The organism is Streptomyces sp. NPDC000348 (assembly GCF_042898795.1).
Classification (GTDB): Bacteria; Actinomycetota; Actinomycetes; order Streptomycetales; family Streptomycetaceae; genus Streptomyces.
Genome location: NZ_JBIAZD010000003.1, coordinates 127,409 through 142,544 on the forward strand (window position 1 = coordinate 127,409; position 15,136 = coordinate 142,544).

Annotated in this window: 10 protein-coding genes; 5 read left to right on the forward strand and 5 right to left on the reverse strand. The window is 72.2% G+C overall.

Going from position 1 to position 15,136, the window contains the following annotated elements; genetic code table 11:
- The first annotated feature begins 107 nt into the window (after window positions 1-107).
- The 4 genes from ACFY3N_RS07470 to ACFY3N_RS07485 all read left to right on the forward strand — a co-directional run bounded on the left by ACFY3N_RS07470 (window position 108) and on the right by ACFY3N_RS07485 (window position 4,828).
- Complete coding sequence (locus ACFY3N_RS07470) at window positions 108-1,871, forward strand: SDR family oxidoreductase (RefSeq protein ID WP_390815677.1); 1,764 nt, start codon at window positions 108-110, stop codon at window positions 1,869-1,871.
- Window positions 1,872-1,988: 117 nt separating this feature from the next.
- Complete coding sequence (locus tag ACFY3N_RS07475) at window positions 1,989-2,537, forward strand: RNA 2'-phosphotransferase (RefSeq protein ID WP_390815678.1); 549 nt, start codon at window positions 1,989-1,991, stop codon at window positions 2,535-2,537.
- Window positions 2,538-2,951: 414 nt separating this feature from the next.
- Window positions 2,952-3,854: an LLM class flavin-dependent oxidoreductase gene (locus ACFY3N_RS07480; RefSeq protein WP_390815679.1), complete on the forward strand. Its 903-nt coding sequence runs from the start codon at window positions 2,952-2,954 to the stop codon at window positions 3,852-3,854.
- A gap of 86 nt (window positions 3,855-3,940) precedes the next feature.
- Window positions 3,941-4,828 (forward strand): HAD hydrolase family protein, encoded by an 888-nt coding sequence (locus tag ACFY3N_RS07485; RefSeq protein WP_390815680.1) that lies wholly within the window; start codon window positions 3,941-3,943, stop codon window positions 4,826-4,828.
- A 4-nt stretch (window positions 4,829-4,832) separates the two neighbouring features.
- Here the strand turns inward: ACFY3N_RS07485 and ACFY3N_RS07490 are convergent, their stop codons facing one another.
- The 5 genes from ACFY3N_RS07490 to hisC form a co-directional block, all read right to left on the reverse strand.
- A complete protein-coding gene (locus ACFY3N_RS07490) occupies window positions 4,833-5,891 on the reverse strand; it encodes a M23 family metallopeptidase (protein WP_390815681.1) in 1,059 nt (352 codons plus the stop codon).
- Window positions 5,892-6,039: 148 nt separating this feature from the next.
- The gene (gene cydD, locus ACFY3N_RS07495) at window positions 6,040-9,534 is read right to left on the reverse strand and encodes a thiol reductant ABC exporter subunit CydD (protein WP_390815682.1); all 3,495 of its coding nucleotides are present in this window, start codon (window positions 9,532-9,534) and stop codon (window positions 6,040-6,042) included.
- A 13-nt stretch (window positions 9,535-9,547) separates the two neighbouring features.
- Window positions 9,548-10,552 carry a cytochrome d ubiquinol oxidase subunit II gene (gene cydB / locus ACFY3N_RS07500; RefSeq protein WP_390815683.1) on the reverse strand — a complete coding sequence of 335 codons (1,005 nt, stop codon included), beginning with the start codon at window positions 10,550-10,552 and terminating at the stop codon, window positions 9,548-9,550.
- A 20-nt stretch (window positions 10,553-10,572) separates the two neighbouring features.
- Window positions 10,573-12,078 carry a cytochrome ubiquinol oxidase subunit I gene (locus ACFY3N_RS07505; protein ID WP_390815684.1) on the reverse strand — a complete coding sequence of 502 codons (1,506 nt, stop codon included), beginning with the start codon at window positions 12,076-12,078 and terminating at the stop codon, window positions 10,573-10,575.
- 239 nt (window positions 12,079-12,317) lie between these two features.
- Window positions 12,318-13,397 carry a histidinol-phosphate transaminase gene (hisC, locus tag ACFY3N_RS07510; protein WP_390815685.1) on the reverse strand — a complete coding sequence of 360 codons (1,080 nt, stop codon included), beginning with the start codon at window positions 13,395-13,397 and terminating at the stop codon, window positions 12,318-12,320.
- 439 nt (window positions 13,398-13,836) lie between these two features.
- On the opposite strand from hisC, the gene ACFY3N_RS07515 reads away from it, so the two are divergent.
- Complete coding sequence (locus ACFY3N_RS07515; protein WP_390815686.1) at window positions 13,837-14,949, forward strand: LacI family DNA-binding transcriptional regulator; 1,113 nt, start codon at window positions 13,837-13,839, stop codon at window positions 14,947-14,949.
- Window positions 14,950-15,136: the final 187 nt, after the last annotated feature.

Genomic DNA, 15,136 nt, shown 5'->3' on the forward strand with positions numbered 1-15,136 from the left:
ATCCACAGCCGGGAGGCCCGGTATTGACGGGGCCCTGGCCGACTGCGAGATTCGCTCGTGTCACGTTGCGGACACGTAGCGCAGTCATGACCGCGAGGGGTGACGGCTTGTCGGGGACGGTGTGGGCGGGGGCGCGGGAGCGCCGGGTGCGTACGGGCGGGGTCGAGCTGTGCGTGGCCGAGCTGGGTGATCCCGGGCGGCCTACGGTCGTCCTGGTGCACGGCTACCCGGACAGCAAGGAGGTGTGGTCCGAGGTCGCGTCCCGGCTCGCCGGGCGTTTCCACGTCGTGGCGTACGACGTCCGGGGCCACGGCCGGTCCACGGCGCCGCGTCCGCTGCGCGGCGGGTTCACCCTGGAGAAGCTGACCGACGACTTCCTGGCCGTCGCCGACGCGGTCAGCCCGGACCGGCCGGTGCATCTGGTGGGGCACGACTGGGGCTCGGTGCAGTCCTGGGAGTTCGTCACGGTCGGGCGCACCGAGGGGCGGATCGCCTCCTTCACGTCGATGTCGGGGCCGTCGCTCGACCACTTCGGGCACTGGATCAACCGCCGTCTGAAGCGGCCCACCCCGCGCCGGGTCGGCCAGTTGCTGGGCCAGGGCGCCAGGTCCTGGTACGTGTACCTGCTGCACACGCCGGTGCTGCCCGAGCTCGCCTGGCGCGGTCCGCTGGGCAGGCGTTGGCCGCGGATCCTGGAGCGCGTCGAGAAGGTGCCCGGCGGCGGCTACCCGACCGCGTCCCTGCCGTCGGACGCGGCACACGGGACCTGGCTCTACCGGGACAACGTGCGGCCCCGGCTGCGCCGTCCGCGCGCCGACGCCTACGCGCACGCGCCCGTGCAGCTCATCACGCCGCTGGGGGACGCGTTCCTCTCGGAGCGGCTCCACGACGAGCTGGAGCTGTGGGCGCCGCGGCTGACCCGGCGGACGCTGCCGGCCCGGCACTGGGTGCCGTGCACCCGCCCCGACCTGCTGGCGACGTGGATCGGCGAGTTCGTGGCGGCCGTGGAGGACGGCCGGCCGGGGGTGACGGCTCCGGGCCGGTACGCCGACCGCTTCGGCGGGCAGCTGGTCCTGGTCACGGGGGCGGGCAGCGGCATCGGGCGGGCGACCGCGCTCGCGTTCGCGGAGGCGGGCGCGCGCGTGCTGGCGGTCGACCGGGACGCGGAGGCCGCGGCCCGTACGGCCGGGGAGGCCCGTGGTCGCGGAGCGGCGGCGGCCTGGGCGGAGACGGTGGACGTGTCCGACGAGCAGGCCATGGAGAAGCTCGCCGAGCGGGTCACCACCGGGTACGGCGTGGTGGACGTCCTGGTGAACAACGCCGGCATCGGGCTGGGCGGCTCCTTCTTCGACACCACCCCGGAGGACTGGAAGAAGGTCCTCGACGTCAATCTGTGGGGGGTGATCCACGGCTGCCGGCTCTTCGGGCGGCGGATGGCCGAGCGCGGACAGGGCGGCCACATCGTCAACGTCGCCTCGGCGGCGGCGTTCCAGCCGTCCAGGGCGCTGCCCGCCTACAGCACGTCCAAGGCGGCGGTGCTGATGCTGAGCGAGTGCCTGCGGGCGGAGCTGGCGGGCCGGGACATCGGTGTGACGGCGGTGTGCCCCGGGTTCGTCGACACCCCGATCACCTCCACCGCGCGTTTCGTGGGCGTGGACGCCGAGGAGGAGCGGCGGCTGCGGAAGCGGACGGCCCGCCTGTACGGGCTGCGCGCCTATCCGCCGGAGAAGGTCGCCGCCGCGGTCCTGCGGGCGGTGGCGCGTGACGAGGCGGTGGTGCCGGTCACCCCGGAGGCGCGGACCGCGTACGCGCTGTCGCGGTGGATGCCGGGGGCGCTGCGGAGGATCGCGCGGGTGAAGCCGCCGCTGTGAGGCCGGTTGTCCACAGTGAACGCCAATAAGCCTGTGGATAAACGCACTTGGCTGTGGATCAAACCTCCGGAGCTAAATCGATCGCGTGATGCGCGTCTCTCCCGGCAGTCTGAACGGATGGATGAGAGACGCACCGTGAAGGTGTCGAAGTACCTAGCCAAGCATCTGCGCCATCAGCCCGAGAGGATCGGGCTCACGCTCGACGAGGGCGGCTGGGTCGAGATCGACGCGCTGATCGCGGCGGCGTCCGCGCACGGCTTCCGGATCACCCGGGAGGAGCTGGACCACGTCGTCGCCGGCAACGACAAGCGGCGCTTCGCGGTCGAGGGCACCCGGATCCGCGCCAGCCAGGGCCACAGCGTCGAGGTCGACCTCGGACTGGCACCGGCCACCCCACCGCCGTACCTGTACCACGGCACCGTCGCCCGGAACCTGGAGGCGATCCGCGCCGAGGGGCTGCGGCCCATGAACCGGCACGACGTGCACCTCTCCGCCGACCGCGAGACGGCGACCCGCGTCGGCGCCCGCCGGGGCCGCCCGGTCGTCCTGTCCGTGGACGCGGCCGCCATGCACCGGGACGGCCATGTCTTCCACGTCAGCGCGAACGGCGTGTGGCTGACGCGGACCGTACCGAGCCGGTATCTGCGTTTCCCCGGCAGTCATTGAGGAGCACGACCGGCGGTACGGCCCGCCCGGCACCGAGGCCGGCGGCGTCACCACCGGCCCCGACTACTCCCTCCCCTGAGGCCTACGCGGAGTCCGGCGGTCCGCCCCGGGTGGGCGTGCGGCTCCGCCCCGAGGGCGGCGCGCCGATCGACGTCGAGGGCGTGGAGCGTCCCGACGTGCCTCGCGACGACGCGTCGGCCCTCCTGTGCTCCCTGTTCGACGCACTGGCGTACGTCAGGGCGCGGCGTTACCCGCCGGGCCGCTCCCCGATCATGCCGCTGCCGGGCGACCGGACGCGCGAGGAGCGCCTCCCCCTGCCCGCCCTCACCCCTGGCCGAGCACACGGGCACGGTGACGGACCCGCGTGCGCGGATGTTTCACGTGAAACCCGGGGCGGCGCATAGGCTCGGTGCCATGAGCCTGCGTCTGAGCACCGTGATCCTGCCCTGTCGCCGCTGGCACGAGGGCAACCGTTCGGCATGGATGCGCGCCGAGGAACTCGGCTTCCACACGGGGTACACCTACGATCATCTGTCCTGGCGCAGCTTCCGGGACGGTCCCTGGTTCGGCGCCGTTCCCACCCTGACCGCCGCCGCGGCCGTGACCGACCGGATGCGGCTGGGCACGCTGGTGACCTCGCCGAACTTCCGGCACCCGGTGACCCTCGCCAAGGAGCTCGTCTCCCTCGACGACATCTCCGGCGGACGCGTCACGCTCGGGATCGGCGCGGGCGGCACCGGCTTCGACGCCACGGCGCTCGGCCAGGAGCCCTGGACACCCCGCGAGCGCGCCGACCGCTTCGCCGAGTTCGTGCCCCTGCTCGACCGGCTGCTCACCGAGGAATCGGTGTCGTACGAGGGCGACTTCTACGCGGCGCACGAGGCGCGCAACATTCCGGGCTGCGTGCAGCGGCCCCGGCTGCCGTTCGCCGTGGCGGCCACGGGACCGCGCGGGCTGCGGCTCGCGGCACGTCACGGGCAGGCCTGGGTGACCACGGGCGACCCCCGGCTGTACGAGGACGGCACGCCCGAGCAGTCGGTTCAGGCCATTCGCGGCCAGGCGGAGAAGCTGGCCGACGCCTGCGCCGAACTCGGCCGGGACGTGACCGGGCTGGACAAGATCCTGCTCACCGGATTCACCCCGGACCGGGGCCGCCCACTGGAGTCCCTGAACGCCTTCGTCGACTTCGCGGGCCGCCACGCCGAGCTGGGATTCACCGAGATCGTGATCCACTGGCCCATCCCCGACTCGGACTTCGCCGCGGACCAGAAGGTCTTCGAACGGATCGCCATGGAGGCACCGGCGCAGCTGCGGTGACCCCGGCTGCCCCAGGGGCGGGCAGGACCGCTGGTGACAGCGGTAACCACTCAGATGTGCGGACTCCCGCACGCCCGTGCGGGCATATGCGGAACAATGGCCGGGTGACCTCAGCGACCCGACAGCCCGAGACCCAGGCAGCCGCCACTCGACCGCGGCTCATCGCCACCGACCTCGACGGCACCCTGCTGCGCGACGACAAGTCGGTGTCCCCGCGCACCGTCGCCGCGCTCGCCGCCGCCGAGGAGGCGGGCGTCGAGGTCTTCTTCGTCACCGGCCGCCCGGCCCGCTGGATGGACGTCGTCAGCGACCACGTCCACGGCCACGGCCTGGCCATCTGCGGCAACGGCGCGGCCGTCGTCGACCTGCACGGCGGCCCCGGCGCGCACCGCTTCGTGAAGGTGCGCGAGCTCCCCCGGAAGAACGCGCTGGACGCCGTACGGCTGCTGCGCGAGGCCGCACCGGGCACGGTGTACGCCGTGGAGCAGACCTTCGGCTTCAACCAGGAGCCGGCGTACCCGAAGCTGCACATGGAGGTCCCGGACGCGCTCGCTCCCGCCGAGGAGCTGCTGGCTCCGGACTCCCACACCGCCGGCGAGCCGGTGCTCAAGATCCTCGCCCACCATCCCGGACTCGACCCCGACGCCTTCCTGACCCTGGCCCGGCTCGCCATCGGCGACCGTGCCAACGTCACCCGCTCCAGCCCCAGCGCCCTGCTGGAGATCAGCGGCCCCGACGTCTCCAAGGCCAGCACGCTCGCCCTGTGCTGCGCCGAGCGCGGCATCTCGCACGAGGAGGTCGTCGCCTTCGGTGACATGCCGAACGACGTCGAGATGCTGACCTGGGCCGGCCGTTCCTACGCGATGGGCAACGCCCACCCGGACGTGATCGCCGCCGCCTCGGGCCGCACGGTCGCCAACAACGACGACGGGGTGGCCGTGGTGATCGAGCGGCTGCTGAACGAGCGGCCGTAGCCGCTCAGAGCGACACCCCGCGCCGCGCCAGCCACGGCACGGGATCCACCGCCGATCCCATCTCCGGCGTGACCCGCACCTCGAAGTGCAGGTGCGGACCCGTGGAGTTGCCGCTGGTGCCGGACTGGCCGATCCACTGCCCGGGTGAGACCCGGTCCCCCTGGTCGACGGCGACGGCGGCGAGATGGGCGTACTGCGTGTAGTAGCCGTCCGCGTGCCGGAGCACGATCTCGATGCCGAAGGCGCCCCCGCAGGACACCTTCACCACCCTCCCGGAGCCCACGGCCCGCACCGGCGTGCCGATCGGCACCGCGAGGTCCTGCCCGGTGTGCCGGTTCGCCCACCGGGCGCCGCCGCTGCCGTAGGAGGCGGACAGCTCGTACGTCTCCACCGGCGCCACCCAGCGGGCGGTGAACCACGTCCGGGGCTGGTCGAGGCGGACCGCGCCACGGCAGGCGCCGGCCGCGACGGAGGCGTCCGCCTGGCCCTGCAGCTTCCACCGCGCCGCTTCGAGCTTCCGCTCGATCCCCTGCTGCAGGGCGGCGAGTTCCGTGTTCCGCTTCTCCAGCCTCCGCCACGCCGCCGCGGCCCTCGCCTCGTCGCGGGCGAGCCGGGCCTCGGCCCGTTCGCTCCTGTCGATCGCCTTGTCGAGCGACACCTCCGCCTGCCGCACCACCCGCTGACCGCGCATCAGCTCCTCGGGATCGTCGGCGAGCAGCATGTGCGCGGTGAGCGGCAGCCCGCCGCCGTCCCGGTACTGGGAGCTCGCGATCCGGCCCAGGTCCTCGCGCAGCACGGCCGTCTCCCGCCGCTCCCGGTCGAGCCGCTCCTCCAGCCGCCGTCCCTCGGCACGCTGCTTCTCGGCCTCGCGCCGGCCGGCCTCGTACCGCTCCGTCGCCGCCGCCGCTTCCTCGTACAGCCGCGCCACCTCCGCGCCGACGCCGGACGCGGAGCCGTGGCCGGGGGCGTGGGAGCCGTCGCCGTCGGCGGGGCGGGCGGCGAGCACGGCGAGCGCGCACAGCAGCACGGCGGTGAACAGGGGATGGCGGCGGGTGAAGCGCATGACTGCGATCCTGGACCCCGCCCCGGCGCACGGTCCTGTTCACCTCGTGCACATGGGGGACCACTCACCCCGGACGGATCAGCGATACCGCCGAACAGCCCCTCCGCCTGCGCGCTTGACGTCCTGTCACGCGCCAGGCCCCACCGGGCTAGTGTGCCGCCATCAGGAGTCCGGCCCGCTCCTCCCTGCGCACCATCGCCCGCAACGGACCTGCCGCGGCCGCCAGTTCGGTGTACGGCCCGCGCTGCACCACCCGTCCCTCGTCCAGCACGACCACCTCGTCCACCGCCTCCAGACCGGCCAGCCGGTGGGTGATGAGCAGCGTCGTACGGCCCTCGGTGGCGGCCAGCAGGTCGGCGGTGAGCGCGTCGGCGGTCGGCAGGTCGAGGTGTTCGGCGGGTTCGTCCAGCACCAGCACGGGGAAGTCCGCGAGCAGCGCCCGGGCGAGCGCCAGCCGCTGCCGCTGTCCGCCGGACAGCCGTGCCCCGTGCTCACCGACGAATGTGTCGAGTCCTTCGGGCAGGCCGTCGGCCCACTCCAGCAGCCGGACCCGGCCGAGGGCGTCGCGCAGTTCGTCCTCGGTCGCGTCCTTCCTGGCGAGCAGCAGGTTCTCCCGTACCGAGCTGTTGAAGAGGTGAGCGTCCTGCGCGCACAGTCCGACCAGCCGCCGCACGTCGTCGCCGTCCAGGGCACGGGCGTCCACCCCGGCCAGGGTGCAGGAGCCCGCGCCCGGGTCCAGGAACCGCAGGAGTACCTGCGCGAGGGTCGTCTTCCCGGAGCCGGACGGGCCGACCACCGCGATCCGGCGGCCCCGCTCGAGCGTCAGGTCCACCCCGGCGAGCGCGTCCCGGTCCTGTCCGGGGTACCGAGCGGTCAGCCCCTTGACCACGAGCGGGAACGGCGACGCGGGCGCCTGCCGGGGCGCCTCCGGCTCCCGTACGGGGACCGGGGCGTCCAGGACCTCGTACACGCGCTCGGCGCTGCGGCGCACCCGCTGCCGGTACTGCACGGCGAGCGGCATCCCGAGGACGGCCTCGAACGCGGCCAGTGGGGTGAGGACGACGACGGCGAGGGCCACACCGTCCAGCCGGCCGGCGGCCACGGCCTGGGCGCCGACGAGGGCGGTGGCCGCGACGGTCAGTCCGGAGATCAGTGCGGTGAGCCCGTCGCCGAGCGCGGTGGCGGTGGCGGCGCGCGAGGCGATCCGGGTGAGCGTGCCGTCGGCCCGGCGCGCCTCGGCGGTCCGCGCGGGCAGGGCACCGGCGACGGTCAGCTCGGCGGTGCCGGTGAGCAGATCGGTCACCCGGGTCGCGAGGACGCCCCGGGCCGGTGCCAGCCTGCGCTCCGCGCGCCGGGCCACGGCACCGGTCAGCAGGGGCACACCGGCACCCGCCGCGAGCAGCCCGGCCGCGAGCACGGCCCCGGCCCCGGGCAGCAGCCAGGCGGTGAAGCCGACGGACAGGGCGGAGACGGCGACGGCCGCACCGGCCGGCAGCAGCCAGCGCAGCCAGTAGTCCTGGAGCGCGTCCACGTCGGAGACCAGCCGGGAGAGCAGGTCGCCCCGGCGGGTGCCGCGCAGTCCTGCGGGCGCCAGCCGCTCCAGTCGCCGGTACACCGCGACCCGGGTGTCGGCCAGCATGCGCAGCACGGCGTCGTGCGACACGAGTCGCTCGGCGTAGCGGAACACGGCCCGGCCGATGCCGAAGGCGCGGGTCGCCGTCACGGCCATCATCAGATACAGCACGGGCGGCTGCTGCGAGGCCCGGGAGATGAGCCACCCGGAGGTCGCCATGAGCCCGACGGCGCTGCCCAGGGCGAGGGTGCCGAGCAGCAGCGCGAGGGTGATCCTCCCCCGCCGGGCACCGGACAGGGCACGGACGCGGGCGAGGACACCGCCCGGGACCCGTCCCCCGTCCTCGTGTGCGGCGGGCCCGCTCTCCGGTGCGGGGCCCGCCTCGGCGGCCGTCGTGGTGCGGGCCTCCCGGCGCGGGAACTCCCCGGGGGCCGCGGGGGCCGGTTCGGCGAGCCGCACCACCCGGTCCGCCACGGCCAGCAGCGCCGGCCGGTGCGCCACGAGCAGCACCGTCCGGCCGGCGGCCAGTCGTTGTACCGCCGCCACGACATCGGCCTCGGTGGCGCCGTCCAGCGCCGCCGTCGGCTCGTCGAGCAGCAGGACGGGCCGGTCCGCGAGGAACGCCCGGGCCAGCGCGAGCCGCTGCCGCTGCCCGGCCGACAGTCCCGCTCCGTCCTCGCCGAGCACGGTCCGGGCGCCGTCGGGCAGCGCGTCCACGAACTCCAGCGCCCCGGCGTCCCGCAGGGCGCGCCGCACGGCGTCGTCGTCCGCGTCGGGCCGGGCCAGCCGTACGTTCTCGGTGATCGTCCCGGCGTAGAGGTGCGGCCGCTGCGGTACCCAGGCGACGCGGCTGTGCCACTCGGCGAGGTCCAGTCCGGCAAGATCGGCTCCGCCGATCCGCACCCGTCCCCCGGTGGGCGGGACGAACCCCAGCAGCACGTTCAGCAGGGTCGACTTGCCCGCCCCGCTCGGCCCGACGAGCGCGACCGTCTCACCGGGGGCGAGCGTGAAGGACACGTCCGTCACGGCGTCCGCGGACCGGCCGGGATGGCGGACCGTCACCCCCTCGAAGGCGAGGGCGCCCGTCGGCACCGCTGCCGTCCCCGGCGCGGGCACGGGTGTCTCCAGTACCGAGAAGATGTCCTCGGCGGCCCCGAGTCCCTCCGCGGCCGCGTGGTACTGGGCGCCGACCTGCCGCAGCGGCAGATAGGCCTCCGGCGCCAGGATCAGGACGAGCAGACCGGTGTAGAGGTCCATCTCGCCGTACACGAGCCGCATGCCGATCGTCACCGCGACCAGCGCCACCGAGAGCGTGGCGAGCAGTTCCAGCGCGAAGGAGGAGATGAAGGCGATCCGCAGCGTCCGCATGGTCGCCCGCCGGTACTCGGCGGTGATCCGGCGGATCGACTCCGCCTGGGCCCTGGCCCGTCCGAAGACCTTCAGCGTGGGCAGTCCGGCGACGACGTCCAGGAAGTGGCCGGACAGCCGGGACAGCACCAGCCACTGACGGTCCATCCGGGACTGGGTGGCCCAGCCGATCAGCACCATGAAGACCGGGATGAGCGGCAGGGTGCCCACGATGATCGCCGCCGAGACCCACTCCTCGGTGACGATCCGCGCGAGCACCGCCACCGGGACGACCACCGCGAGCCCCAGCTGGGGGAGGTAGCGCGAGAAATAGCCGTCGAGGGCGTCGATCCCCCGGGTGGCCAGGGCGACCAGCGATCCGGTGCGCTGGCCGTTCAGCCATCCCGGCCCCAGCGCCGTCGCCCGCTCCAGCAACCGCTCCCGCAGCTCCGACTTGACCGCGGCGCTCGCCCGGTGCGCGGCCAGCTCGGTCAGCCAGCCGACTAGACCGCGGCCGGCCGCGACGGCGACGAGGAGCAGCAGGGGGGTGCCGAGTTCACCGGCGGACAGCCCGTCCTGGAACGCGCCCACCACGATCTCGGCGATGAGCATGGCCTGGGCGATGACCAGCACCGCGCCGAGGGCCCCCAGACCGACGACCGCCACCAGGAAGCCGCGGGTGGCGCGGGCGTACCGGAGCAGGCGCGGATCGATCGGTTTCACGTGAAACACACCTTCAGTGCACGGGGTCGGCGATGTGCTGGGTGCCGATCCGCTTGCGGAACACCCAGTACGTCCAGCCCTGGTAGAGCAGCACCACCGGTGTGGCGATCACCGCGAGCCAAGTCATGATCTTCAGGGTGTAGGGGCTGGAGGAGGCGTTGGTGACGGTCAGGCTCCAGTCGGCGTCCAGCGTGGACGGCATGACGTTCGGGAACAGCGTCAGGAAGAGCATCGCCACGGCGGCCACGATGGTGACGCCGGACAGGGCGAACGACCATCCCTCACGTCCCGCCCGGTTCGCCAGCAGGGCGGCGACCAGCGCGACGACCGCCACGGCCAGCGCGACCAGGCTGGTGCCGTCGCCGTTGTCGGCCTGCGTCCACAGCAGGAAGACCGACGCCAGCACGGCCGTGACCAGGCCGACGCGCAGGGCCAGCTTCCGTGCCCGCTCCCGGATCTCACCGACCGTCTTCAGTGCCGTGAACACCGTGCCGTGGAAGGTGAACAGCGTCAGGGTGACCAGGCCGCCCAGCAGGGCGTACGGGTTGAGCAGGTCCCAGACGCTCCCCACGTACTCGAACTCGGCGTCGATCTTCACGCCGTGCACGATGTTCCCGAAGGCCACACCCCAGAGGAACGCCGGGATCAGCGAGGTCCAGAAGATCGCCGTCTCCCAGTTGCGCTGCCAGTTCTCCTCCGGCCGCTTGGCCCGGTACTCGAAGGCGACACCGCGGATGATCAGGCAGATCAGGATGGCCAACAGCGGGAGGTAGAAGCCGGAGAAGAGCGTGGCGTACCACTCGGGGAAGGCGGCGAAGGTGGCGCCGCCGGCCGTGAGCAGCCACACCTCGTTGCCGTCCCAGACGGGGCCGATGGTGTTGATCAGCACCCGCTTCTCGGCGCGGTCCCGGGCGAGCAGCCGGGTGAGGATGCCCACCCCGAAGTCGAAGCCCTCCAGGAAGAAGTAGCCGGTCCACAGGACGGCGATCAGGACGAACCAGACGTCGTGCAGTTCCATGACAGTGCAGCTCCCTCGGCCTAGTACGAGAAGGCCATCGGCTTGTCGGCGTCACGGACGTCGCCGCCGAGCTTCGTGGGCGGATTGAGGTCGGACTCGCTGAGCTCGGGCGGGCCGGCCTTGACGTACTTGGCGAGCAGCTTGACCTCGATGACGGCCAGGACGGCGTAGAGCAGGGTGAAGACGGACATCGAGGTGACGACCTCGGCCGTGGAGACACCGGGGGAGACGGCGTCCTCGGTCCGCATCACGCCGTAGACCACCCAGGGCTGCCGGCCCATCTCGGTGAAGATCCAGCCCCAGGAGTTGGCGATCAGCGGGAACGCCATGGTCCACAGCGCCAGGAGCCAGTACAGCCGGGTGAGCCGGGAGCCGAGCGGCTTCTTCAGCAGCATCAGGTGCGGCACCTCGTCCTCCCCGGTGCGGTGGGCGGCCGGGAGCAGGAACCTCTTGCGGGTGAGCCACAGGCCGAGGAGGCCGAGCGAGAAGGAGGCCATGCCGAAGCCGATCATCCAGCGGAAGCCCCAGTAGGCGACCGGGACGATGGGCTTGTAGTCACCGGGGCCGAACTTCTCCTGCAGGGCCTCGTTGGTGTCGTTGATGCCGGGCACGTACGAGTCGAAGTCGCTGTGGGCGAGGAAGGACAGCAGGCCGGGGATCTCCAGGGCGACCTTGTTGTGGCCCTCGTCGACGTCGCCGTAGGCGAACACGGAGAACGGCGCCGGCTCCTCACCGTCCCAGAGGGCCTCGGCCGCGGCCATCTTCATCGGCTGCTGCTCGTACATGACCTTGCCGAGGGTGTCGCCGCTGATCGCGGTGAACAGGCCGCCGACCGCCAGGGTGACCAGGCCGAGCCGGAGCGAGGTCCGCATCACCGGGATGTGCTTCTTCCGCATCAGGTGGAAGGCGGCGATGCCCACCATGAAGGCGCCGCCGGTCAGGAAGGCCGCCGAGAAGCTGTGGAAGACCTGGTTGAGCGTGGTGTTCTGGGTGAGCACCAGCCAGAAGTCGGTGAGCTCGGCGCGGCCCTTCTCCTCGTTGATCCGGTAGCCGACCGGGTGCTGCATCCAGGAGTTGGCGGCGAGGATGAAGTACGCCGACAGCAGGGTGCCGATCGAGACCATCCAGATGCAGGCCAGATGGATCTTCTTGGGCAGCTTGTCCCAGCCGAAGATCCACAGCCCGATGAAGGTGGACTCGAAGAAGAAGGCGATCAGGGCCTCGAAGGCGAGCGGGGCGCCGAAGACGTCACCGACGAACCGCGAGTAGTCGGACCAGTTCATGCCGAACTGGAACTCCTGCACGATGCCGGTGACCACGCCCATCGCGATGTTGATCAGGAAGAGCTTGCCCCAGAACTTCGTCGCCTTGAGGTACTTCTCCTTCTCCGTGCGCACCCAGGCGGTCTGCAGCCCCGCGGTGAGGGCGGCGAGCGAGATCGTCAGGGGAACGAAGAGGAAGTGGTAGACGGTGGTGATACCGAACTGCCATCGCGCCAGGGTCTCCGGCGCCAGAGCCAGTTCCACGTCGTCGCTCCTTACTTCGCCGTGGTCGCGGCGGCCGCTTGATCCCGTTCGTCCCTCGACATCTCGGATAAAACGGGATGCGCTTGTGAACGCGTTCACATTCACAAGCAATTATGACTTACCGCTTTTCAGACCCGGAAGGGGGGTCCCCTGTGACGTCGGCCCCTTTGCGCGCCCTTCCGGCGCACACGAAGGCGGCCGACGACGGAGCCGCCGGCCGCCTGGAGGTACGCCCTGGTTCAGAGCTCCTTGCGGAAACCTTCCGTCACCTTCAGGAAGATGTCGTTCGCCTCGGTCTCACCGATCGTGACCCGCACGCCCTCCCCGGGGAAGGGCCGGACGACCACACCCGCCTGCTCGCACGCCTGTGCGAACGACACGGTGCGCTCCCCCAGCCGCAGCCAGACGAAGTTGGCCTGGGTCTCGGGCACCGTCCAGCCCTGGTCCCGCAGCGCGTCCGTCACGCGGTTGCGCTCGCACACCAGTGAGCCGACCCGGCCGATCAGTTCGTCCTCGGCGCGCAGCGAGGCGATCGCCGCGTCCTGCGCGATCTGGCTCACCCCGAACGGCACCGCCGTCTTGCGCAGCGCCGCCGCCACCGGCTCGTGGGCGATGGCGAAACCGACGCGCAGCCCCGCCAGGCCGTAGGCCTTGGAGAAGGTCCGCAGGACGCAGACGTTGGGCCGCTGCCGGTAGATCTCCACGCCGTCCGGCACCTCGGTGTCCCGGATGAACTCGCGGTAGGCCTCGTCGAGCACCACGAGGACATCGCCCGGCACCCGGTCGAGGAAACGCTCCAGCTCGGCCCGCCGCACGACCGTGCCGGTCGGGTTGTTGGGATTGCAGACGAAAATGAGCCGGGTCCGGTCGGTGATCGCCTCGGCCATCGCGTCCAGGTCGTGCACATCGCCCGGGGTCAGCGGCACCTGGACCGAGGTGGCGCCGCTGATCTGCGTGATGATCGGGTACGCCTCGAAGGACCGCCAGGCGTAGATCACCTCGTCGCCCGGACCCGAGGTGGCCTGCAGCAGCTGCTGGGCGACACCGACCGAGCCGGTACCGGTGGCCAGGTGGGAGGCCGGGACCGCGAAGCGCTCGGACAGCTCGGCCGTCAGCGCCGTGCAGGCCATGTCCGGGTACCGGTTGAAGGAGGAGGCCGAGGCCGCCACGGTCTCCATCACGCCGGGCAGCGGCGGATAGGGGTTCTCGTTGGAGGACAGCTTGTACGCCACCGGACCGCCGGCCGCCGCCGGCTTGCCCGGCTTGTACGTGGGGATCCCCTCCAGCTCGGCACGCAGCTTGGGGCTCGTCTCGCTCACCGCAGTCCTCCTCGCGAAGACCGGCGGCACCCGTGTCCGCCGCCTACATCCAATACTGCTCACCTTATGAGGATTCAGCGCCGCTGCGTAGAGGAGCGGCGGCTGCCCACCGGCCCCATCCGTCACAGTGGCAACAAGGGCAACGTAGCCTGAAGGGGTACGAATGACGTGCGGGCCAGGGGCGCGCCGTACATATATCTACGCGCCGGTGGCTCGCGCCGTGGCGCGCGTCCCCCGTGCAGGTGAGTTGAGACCTCTTCGCAACATCACACCCTCGGCAGGCCCGCATGCGCCGACACGTCAGGTCCTGACATTGGAACGTTCAAACCCTTTTATTTCCAAGCCAATTGAGCCTTGATGATCATGCAGAAACGTGCCTGTCAATGCGTGCATATGCGTCCGCCCTACCCCACCGCATGAGCCCTACTATCGGCTCGCCATGACAGCAGCAGGGAAGCACCAGGTGAGCCGCGCGGAAACCTCACGCCGAGGCAGCCGGCCGGGTCGAGCGGGCATCAGGGACGTGGCCGCCGCCGCCGGAGTCTCCATCACGACCGTCTCCGACGCCCTCAACGGCAAGGGCAGGCTCCCGGACGCCACCCGACGCCACGTCCGCGAGGTGGCCGACAGACTGGGGTACCGCCCCTCGGCCGCCGCCCGTACGCTCCGCACCGGGAAGTCCGGACTCATCGGCCTGACCGTGACGACGTACGGGGATGAACCTTTCACCTTCACCGAGTTCGCGTACTTCGCCGAGATGGCGCGTGCCGCCACCTCCGCCGCGCTCGCCCGCGGTTACGCCCTCGTCATCCTGCCCGCGACCTCCCGCCACGACGTGTGGTCCAACGTCGCCCTGGACGGAACGGTCGTCATCGACCCCTCCGACCAGGACCCGGTCGTCAGCGAGCTGGTCCGCCAGGGCTTACCGGTCGTCTCCGACGGCCGCCCGGCCGGTTCACTGCCGGTCACCGCCTGGGTCGACAACGACCACGAGGCCGCCGTCCTCGGCATCCTCGACCACCTCGCCGACGCCGGCGCCCGCCGCATCGGCCTGCTCACCGGCACCACCACCGACACGTACACCCACCTGTCGACCACCGCGTACCTGCGCTGGTGCGAGCGCGTGGGCCAGGACCCGGTCTACGAGGCCTACCCGGCGCACGATCCGTGCGCGGGCGCCGTCGCCGCCGACCGGCTGCTCGCCCGCCCCGACCGGCCCGACGCCGTCTACGGCCTGTTCGATCCGAACGGCACCGATCTGCTCGCCGCCGCCCGCCGCTACGGCCTGCGCGTCCCGGACGACCTGCTGCTCGTCTGCTGCAGCGAGTCCACCGTCTACGCCAACACCGAGCCGCCCGTCACCACGCTCTCGCTCAAGCCGCGCCGCATCGGCACGGCGGTGATCCAGCTGCTCATCGACGCCATCGAGGGGGTCGACCCGGACCAGCCGGTGGAGCAGGTCATACCGACCGAGCTGATCGTGCGGACCTCCTCGCAGCGGCGTCCGCCCCGTACGACGGTCAGCCCGCCGAGGTCGCCGAAGAGATCGTGACGCGGGGGGCCGGCAGGGGCGTACCGCGGCCCGGAGAGTGGAGCTTCCGCTTCCGGAGGGGAAAGCAGCGGTTCCGGCGGTCGGCCACGCCCGGAGGAAGGCGTGTCACGCACGCCGGGTCGGCGTCCGGAGTGGCGTCCGGGACGGTGCCGACTCCGCTTCCGGGGAACGCCGGGGCGGTGCAGGG